Below are 6,191 nucleotides of genomic sequence, written 5' to 3' on the forward strand. Positions count from 1 at the left end.
CAGTTTTTTTACGGCTTTCCTTCGGCGGGGTCCCGCCGCGCGTTAGGCCTCTGGCGATGACCCCACTGCAAAGTCCTGCGCCTGGCCGGAGCGCTCCCGCGCAAAGGCCTCGCGGATGGTCTCCATGGGCTGCGGTGGGCAGATCCCGTACCCCTGAACAATATCGCACCCGGCGCTGCGCGCCATGGCCAGGGTGGCGCGATCCTCCACGCCCTCGGCAACCACCTCCATCCCCAGCCGACGCCCCAGTCCGGCCACCGACTCCACGATCCGGCAGTCGGCCGACGCTCCCGCCAGCTGCTGGATCAAGACACGGTCGATCTTGAGGCTGGTCGCCGGCAGACGGCGCAGGTAACCCAGCGATGTCTGCCCGGCGCCGAAATCGTCGATGGCCACCCCCATCCCCCAGTCCCGCAGCCGCCCGAGCACCCGGCGGGCCTGCTCCGGGTCGGCGAGCACCGCCGACTCGGTGACCTCCACCTCCAGCTGCTCCGGCGAGGTGCCGGTCTCCGCGAGGGCCCGCTCCAGATCGCCGATCAGTCCGTCGTCGTTGAGGTTGCGCGCGGAGAGGTTCAGCGCCACGTGCCAGGCGCGACCGTCGCGCTGGAGCTCGGCCAGATCCCGCAGCGCGGCGGAGACCACCCAGGGCGTCAGCTCGTGGATCAGGTGGCTGCTCTCCAGCTGCGGGATGAAACGCACCGGGGTCAACAGGCCGTGCTCCGGATGCTGCCAGCGCAGCAGCGCCTCGGTACCCACCACCCTTTCCCGCTCCAGGTGCCATTTGGGCTGGTGGTAGAGGCAGAGCTCCCCGTGAGATACGGCCCGCCGGAAGCCGCTGAGCAGGACCAGGTTCTCGCGGCTGGTCTGATCACTGCCGGCATCGTAAACGCGCTCGCGCTCGCCCCGCCGGCTGGCCAGATCGGCGGCGATGGTCGCGCGCTGGATCAGCTCCTCGGCGCTGGTGCCGTGCTCCGGATGGTCCGCCCGCCCGAAGGTCAGGTTCACGTAGAGCGGCACCCCATCGGCGACCAGGGGCTCCATAGAGTGCGCGCGGATGCGCGCGCGGACATCATCCAGCCGCTCCCCGTCGACGACCACCGCGAACCGCTCCCCGTGGAGGTGGTAGACTCCGGCATCGCCCTGGCACGAAGCCTGGAGCCGCTGCACCACGCCACCAATCAGCCGCACGCCCACCTCCGGGCCGAAGGTGTTCACCAGCTCGGTGTAGTTGTCGAAGATGGCCACCAGCACCGAGAGGCGCCGCGGGGCGTGTCCGGATACCGGCGACTCCAGAGTCCGCTCCAGCGCCTGGCGCAGCGGCTGCTGGCTCGGCGCCCCGCTGACCGGGTCCTCGCCGAGCAGGCGGGCCACCGCCTGACCGAGCATGCCCACCACACCGCCGACAAAGACAAAAAAGGCAGTCCGGTAGATCCAGTTGACCGGCTCCTGCATCTCGCCGGTGGCGGTATCGATGGGCATCCCCGGCCCCAGAGCGAGCCCGCCGGCCAGCCCCGCGGCCACGCCGCCGGCGGCACCGAAGAGGGCGGCGCCGAGCAGCACGGGCAGGTACATGACATGGGAGAACGCGTACCGGATACCGCCGGTCTCCCAGACCAGGAACGTCGCCGCGGCGATGAGCCCAGCGATCCCCGCAACCGCCAGCCAACGCCGCAGCCCCGCGGGGTGTTGCCAGCGCGTCAGGGCGAGCGCCAGCCAGCGGTCAATCCGTACCATGGGCGGCCTTCTCCGTAGCCTTCATGGGCGCCGCGAGCCGACCGACCCACGACCAGTCCAGCATAGACCACTGCGCACCCCGGCGGATAGCCACCCGGCATCTCTTACCGCGACGGTTTGACACGCTCCGGGGCGTTATCGCGCGCTTGCCTCGCTTCACACCGTCGGTTCCCACGTTTACAATAGGTTTACTGTAGTCTCGTGCCCGCCTCCCCCACGGGCGCTATGCAGTAACCGACCGGCCGCACGCGGCCGAACCAAAGCAGGAGAGTAGCCCGATGGAGGAAAGCATGGAGCGATCCAGCCACTCCCGCACGGTCAGCCTCGTCGATCTGGCCAAGCAGTACGTCCACCGCCTGAGCACCGAGCCCCGTCGCCGCCGTCAACGTGAAGAAGGTTTCACGTTGATTGAGCTGGTTATCGTCTTGGCAGTGCTTGGTGTTCTCGCCGCGATTGCGGTGCCGCAGTTTCTGGGTGTTCAGGAGCGAGCTGAGGTCACCTCAGCCATCAGCTCCATTAATAGTGCATTGTCTGAAGTAGACGTCGGTGTCCGCACGCGTAGTGGTATAAATTGGAACGCCGTGTTGACTTGTGGCGGTTTTGAGGATAACGCGGGTGAAACTCTTAATCCCAACAACTGGTACGACGGAGACGACGATCTGGGGATTGCTACGATTAGCATGCCCGACTTAGAAAACTACAATATCAGGGAACACGATGATGGCGACAACACCGTTGATACTGGCGACATCGTTGCGGAGTTTCGTATTCCTCAGAATGCTCTAGGCAGCGGCGATGCCCGATGCGTCGTTGTTGAAGAAGAATCGGATTAGTAAAAAAACCTACCTTCTCTGAGTGGATTATGATATTGCGGGCCACCTGTAGGTGACCCGCAATATCACTGACTTCCAATAGTCGCATGACCTATTACAAGCCTCAGATCCTCTTCTGGTTCACCACTTTCTTTTTAATCATTGGTTACGCTGGAGCGTTCGTATCCGACTTCTGTCATAATATCAACCTTGTTAGCCACTTCGATAAATTTACAACATTTTATTTTTTCACAGAAGCCGGACCGATCGAGATCCTACAACATGCTTACCTCGCTCTAGGCTTCGTCTTCAGCGCTGGTTGCCTCGCCTACCAAGCCAAAAGCCACCAACCCACAGCAGGCTGGTGGGCTCTAGCCGCAGGCTTCCTTCTTTTATACCTCGAAGACGCCCACAATACCCGTCACTATGTCGCCGGTGACCTGCTAGCTATCGACAACACCACACCGGTACTCCAAGCGACTGTAGAGCTTAGCTACTACGCGTTTCTGGCCAGCGGGATGGTCTTAGCCCTATTCCTTCTTCTACGCTCAGGGAAACTGCCACAGCTAGCCAGACGGCTTTTTCTAATCGGCTACCCTGTCTACGGTCTGATCGCCTTTGCATCCGCCACACGGAACGTCGGTGACTGGTACAGGGTTGTTGGTTCATGGATCCAGGAACGCCTCATTGAAGGTCGCACCATCTCTCTCCCGTGGAGTGATGAGGTCTACACCTGCACCGCCATCTCTTCTTTTGAGTTCATGGATGGCCTCGTAGAAGAGTCCATTGAACTCATTGCGGCGACATTGCTGCTTGCTGCGGTTCTTTATTGCTTTCAGGAGTATCGTAAGCCTTTCGTTTCTTGATCGCGCCTTCTTCCAACAAGCATCTACGCAGCTGGAACCCAGAGGTCGACGCGGACTTGGATGCTCAACACCTACGAGTCAGCTTTGACGGAATAAAATTCCCATGAGTTTTTCTCCATTGCTTATGCTATGCTGAAGATTGATCGAGATTGAGCGGCCTCTGGCTGGGACTCAGGAGAACGCCGCTTCTAGGGTAGGGACGGGCACAACACATGAGCGGACAGGATCGTACAGCGTCTGGATGGCGGCGATTACCGCACCCCCTCCGCATGGTCCCAGGCAACTGCCAGGGGATGACCCTGATTGAGTTGGTCACCGTTCTGGTCATTCTTAGCATCCTGGCCTCAGTGGCGGTCGGGGCCTGGCCACAGGGCGTCGGGCTGGGGCAGAAGGACCGCCTGGCAGCGGATCTTCGCTACGCCCAGGCCCAGGCCATGAACCGCGGCGCACGCGCCTGCTTGATGCCCTCGGAAGACGACGCCTACCACCTGGAAATCGACGGTACCTCGAGCTCCTGGGCGGACGGCTCAACCGCCCGCCCGCTCGACGGTGTCTCACTCGACCTCGGGGGCGAGCCCTTGTGCTTCGAATCCGCTTACGGACGTGTGGTACGCGGTGGGGAGTCGGTGACTCTTAGCCTCCGACGCAACGGCGATGAGCGCCGCCTTTGTATTTACGTGGAAACTGGCTATGTGGAGACTCGCCCATGCGAGTCCTAAGACGCACCGGTCCGCCGACTCGAACCCGAGGATTCACCCTCCTCGAGCTGATCGTCACGCTCGTCATTCTGGGCATCGTCGTAACGGCTCTTGCCAACTGGTGGCGCGCGCTGCTGCCGCAGATCGGCCTTGATCGTGATTACGCCCAGAATACCCAGCTCATGCAGACGGCCATGGAGCATATGCTCGCGGCAAAGCGCTATGGTGACCTGTTCTCTGATGACCCGCGGGAGGCTCTCGTCGGGCTCAGCTCGGACGAGCTGGCCAATCGTATTAAGTTGGCCGATGGCTTGAAAGAAAAGGTGCGCCTTGAAGTGCTGGAGGGACCTAAAGACAACTTCTACGTCTTCGAGGTGGAACCGGTGACATCGCGCTGGGGCACTGAGCCCCTCCGGATGACGGTCGTGGACTTCGAGCAACGGCCATGAAAGAGGAACGGGAAGTGGACGTAGCGCCTACTGTGCCTCCCCGGAAACGTGACCAGCGCGGCTTCACGCTGTTAGAGCTTGTCTTGGTGCTGATCCTTGCGGGCATCCTCTCCGGCGTGCTGGCTGGGATCTTCAGCGGAGCGCTCGGCGTCTGGACCGACGCGCAACGAGAGGCCGATATCTCCCGACAGCTGACCTTGGCGACGGAACGCTGGGTTCGGGACATGCGAATGGCTACCGAGAAGCCCCACCAGGCCGACGATCTCGCCGCTGGCGAGTGCCGTTTGGTGTTCACCAAGAAGATCCTTAACGGCGCGACCCGCGAGGTCATTTACGAGTACCGCACGGCCGATGGGTACTTGCGGCGCAATGGAGTCCCCTTGGCGAAACTCGATGATGGCGGCTCCTGCGACTTTGCCTCTGTCGACCTAACACTGAATGAAGATCCCCTCGAGAACGAGCACGACCGAGGATATGTGTGGCGCATGGAACTCAACGACGGTAGGCGCGGCGGCGAAACGTCAATCAGCGCCTCTGTATTCCCCCGCCAGTAGCAACAAGGCAGGGCCCGACATGGACAATCACGGCACTCGCTTCACCGGGCACCCGCGGCAGCACGGGGCTTTCCTCGTGTCGCTCATCTTCCTCCTCGTCCTCGTCGGTGCCGGGGTCGCGGCACTGACCACCGCCCTCCTTACCGACATTGTCACCAGCGACACACAACGGGATGGTGTTCGCGCCCTGTACGCGGCCGAGAGCGGTTTGGAACGAACCAGTGGTTTCTTGCGCGACAACCCGGACCTCTCGGACGTCGAGCAGATGTGCGGAACGCTCGACGACTGGACCTCTGAACATACGCCCGCATTCGAGGGAGACGAAGGTGGAAACTTCTCCGTATCAGCTGGGCTCTCTCCCGACGAAAATTGCCTCGTCACCATTACCGGCTGGACTCCGGAAGGCGACAAGGAAAACGCTCGCGCCCAAAGAATGGTGGAGGTGGTGTTCACGGATGCACTACTCGACAACAGAGGGCATGCCCCGGCTGGATCCCTCCTCGGCGACAACTATTGGACCAACCTTTCCGCTGGCAACCCGCGGGACTTTAATACCGATCTCGCCCCCCCCCGCCTTTGGTTAAGCAGCGGCTCCGGACGAGATTCTTTCAATCGCAACAAACCGGTTGATAGCTTAATTAAGGAGGACTTCCCTGCCGGCCAGAGTTGGTACCTCTTTTTGAGTCTCAGCGCCCGCTCCGAGGGAGTCGTCAAAGATTTCGGTTTGCGACAATTGGGCAAGGTCAAAAAAAACGAAAAAGACAGCGAAGACGCAAACCGAGAAAGAATGTTCGTCTCTTCACACGCACGCACAGCAGATCTGAAAGAGCTTGGGTACGACTACGCCGTCGAGATGACAGGGGTTACCAAAGAGCAAATCAACCACCCTAGCGCCAGGTTCACCATTGCATGGGAAGGGGACTCCATTGAGCTGGATTACCTATGCCTAGGCACGGAAGAAGATTGCCAGCGCCACTCGCGACTGTCGGCTGACCAGAACCCTATCGACGTGGAAGCCAGTACACCATGGGGCGAGTATTAGCAGCTCTTAATGTACCGGCGTTGTCAGCCGTGCCAA

General features: G+C 61.2%; 7 protein-coding genes. 6 read left to right on the top strand and 1 reads right to left on the bottom strand.

Going from position 1 to position 6,191, the window contains the following annotated elements:
• Positions 1-42 precede the first annotated feature (42 nt).
• Positions 43-1,734, bottom strand: coding sequence for a putative bifunctional diguanylate cyclase/phosphodiesterase (locus LRA98_RS12275; RefSeq protein WP_238634191.1), 1,692 nt, complete (start codon positions 1,732-1,734; stop codon positions 43-45).
• A 278-nt stretch (positions 1,735-2,012) separates the two neighbouring features.
• Between LRA98_RS12275 and LRA98_RS12280 the strand changes: the two genes are divergently transcribed.
• From LRA98_RS12280 to LRA98_RS12305, 6 genes are all read left to right on the top strand, one after another.
• A complete protein-coding gene (locus tag LRA98_RS12280) occupies positions 2,013-2,567 on the top strand; it encodes a pilin (RefSeq protein ID WP_238634190.1) in 555 nt (184 codons plus the stop codon).
• A gap of 86 nt (positions 2,568-2,653) precedes the next feature.
• Positions 2,654-3,412: a hypothetical protein gene (locus tag LRA98_RS12285; protein ID WP_238634189.1), complete on the top strand. Its 759-nt coding sequence runs from the start codon at positions 2,654-2,656 to the stop codon at positions 3,410-3,412.
• A 269-nt stretch (positions 3,413-3,681) separates the two neighbouring features.
• The gene (locus LRA98_RS12290) at positions 3,682-4,131 is read left to right on the top strand and encodes a GspH/FimT family pseudopilin (RefSeq protein WP_274519981.1); all 450 of its coding nucleotides are present in this window, start codon (positions 3,682-3,684) and stop codon (positions 4,129-4,131) included.
• Positions 4,119-4,559 carry a type II secretion system protein gene (locus LRA98_RS12295; protein WP_238634187.1) on the top strand — a complete coding sequence of 147 codons (441 nt, stop codon included), beginning with the start codon at positions 4,119-4,121 and terminating at the stop codon, positions 4,557-4,559. Before LRA98_RS12290 ends, LRA98_RS12295 begins: the two co-directional genes overlap by 13 nt.
• Positions 4,556-5,113: a prepilin-type N-terminal cleavage/methylation domain-containing protein gene (locus LRA98_RS12300; RefSeq protein ID WP_238634186.1), complete on the top strand. Its 558-nt coding sequence runs from the start codon at positions 4,556-4,558 to the stop codon at positions 5,111-5,113. Before LRA98_RS12295 ends, LRA98_RS12300 begins: the two co-directional genes overlap by 4 nt.
• A gap of 19 nt (positions 5,114-5,132) precedes the next feature.
• Positions 5,133-6,155, top strand: a complete 1,023-nt coding sequence (locus tag LRA98_RS12305; RefSeq protein ID WP_238634185.1) for a pilus assembly PilX family protein — start codon at positions 5,133-5,135, stop codon at positions 6,153-6,155.
• Positions 6,156-6,191 lie beyond the last annotated feature (36 nt).

The sequence above is a fragment of the Halorhodospira sp. M38 genome (assembly GCF_022227985.1).
Classification (GTDB): Bacteria; Pseudomonadota; Gammaproteobacteria; order Nitrococcales; family Halorhodospiraceae; genus Halorhodospira; species Halorhodospira halophila_A.

Coding starts and splice junctions, on each gene's coding strand:
- LRA98_RS12275 (WP_238634191.1), bottom strand. CDS start 1,734: ATGGTACGGATTGACCGCTGGCTGGCGCTCGCCCTGACGCGCTGGCAA.
- LRA98_RS12280 (WP_238634190.1), top strand. CDS start 2,013: ATGGAGGAAAGCATGGAGCGATCCAGCCACTCCCGCACGGTCAGCCTC.
- LRA98_RS12285 (WP_238634189.1), top strand. CDS start 2,654: ATGACCTATTACAAGCCTCAGATCCTCTTCTGGTTCACCACTTTCTTT.
- LRA98_RS12290 (WP_274519981.1), top strand. CDS start 3,682: ATGGTCCCAGGCAACTGCCAGGGGATGACCCTGATTGAGTTGGTCACC.
- LRA98_RS12295 (WP_238634187.1), top strand. CDS start 4,119: ATGCGAGTCCTAAGACGCACCGGTCCGCCGACTCGAACCCGAGGATTC.
- LRA98_RS12300 (WP_238634186.1), top strand. CDS start 4,556: ATGAAAGAGGAACGGGAAGTGGACGTAGCGCCTACTGTGCCTCCCCGG.
- LRA98_RS12305 (WP_238634185.1), top strand. CDS start 5,133: ATGGACAATCACGGCACTCGCTTCACCGGGCACCCGCGGCAGCACGGG.